This window comes from Flectobacillus sp. (assembly GCF_049240685.1).
In the GTDB taxonomy this organism is placed as follows: Bacteria; Bacteroidota; Bacteroidia; order Cytophagales; family Spirosomataceae; genus Flectobacillus.
Window position 1 is genome coordinate 1 of record NZ_JBMLSD010000105.1, and the last position, 1231, is coordinate 1231.

The following is a 1231-nucleotide window of genomic DNA, read 5'->3' on the forward strand; positions in this document are numbered from 1 at the left end:
TTAAGCTTTTTTGGTTTTGATGAATGATAAGTAAGTTAGTGGGCAAAATAAAATTCAATTTTTGGGCTTTCGACTTTCAGCAATGGGCTTTCGGCAACAACATATCTGTAGTTACTAAAAAACATGTTAAAACTCTTTGCCTAGTGCCTGTTGCCTAGGCATATAACCTAAATTTAAGTATTAATGCTGAATTATGAATTAGACCTGTACGAAAGATTTATCTTATCTTCAGAATAAAATTCCAGTAGCGGCAACCCTTGCGGTTGCCATGTTGAGTTGGGCTACCGCAAGGGTTGCTAATGATTAGAACGCTTTTGAATAAAATAATATCTTTCGTAAAGCCCTAATTGTGAATGTAAAATTTTGATTAATAAATGGTTCGTTGTTCAAATTCGCAATTCACAACTCACAATTCAACATTATTCTTATTGCAAAAGCCTGTCCCAATTTTTCCAAACAGGTTCATAGCCTTGTGCCTGAATCACCGAAGCAATAGCTTGCGGCGAACGTTCATCGCTGATTTCAAATTGTTCCAAAGATTCTGGTTCGACGACATAGCCACCCGGATTGGTTTTTGAACCAGCACTCATCGACGTAATACCGAGTTTGATAATATTGTCTCTAAAAATCTCATTTTCTCGGGTAGAAATAGATAATTCTACTTCTTCATCAAATATTCGATAAGCGCAAATTAGTTGGACTAACTCTCTATCCGACATTTCGACTTTGGGTTCTAAACCGCCTGAAAATGGTCGAAGCCTAGGAAAAGAGATGGAATAGGTACTTTGCCAATAGCGCTTTTCTAAATATCGAAGATGCAAGGCTGTGAAAAAGCAGTCAACCCGCCAATCTTCCAAGCCTATGAGTACTCCCAGACCCATTTTGTGAATCCCTGCTTTACCTAATCTGTCAGGGGTTTGGATTCTGTACTGAAAATTCGACTTTTTACCTTTGGGATGATGTTTTTTGTAATCCTCCTCATGATAGGTTTCTTGATAAACCAAAACTGCATGTACACCTTCAGCGACCAAAATTTCATATTCGTCTTGGTCGAGGGGCTGTATTTCGATGGATATTTGAGAAAAATAAGGCTTTATCAATCGAATTACCTTTTGCAAATACGGCACACCAACTGTCTGATTAGCCTCACCAGTTACCAAAAGCACATGCTCATAACCCATGCGTTTGAGCACGGCTACTTCCTGTAAAATCTCTTCTTCGGTGAGCGTTT

1 protein-coding gene is annotated in these 1231 nt (G+C 38.5%); it reads right to left on the reverse strand.

Annotated elements, in window-relative coordinates; translation table 11 throughout:
* Nucleotides 1–425 precede the first annotated feature (425 nt).
* Nucleotides 426–1231, reverse strand: an 806-nt coding sequence (gene thiH, locus ACOVQ4_RS04780; protein ID WP_421819513.1) for a 2-iminoacetate synthase ThiH, incomplete at its 5' end; no start/stop codon positions are given.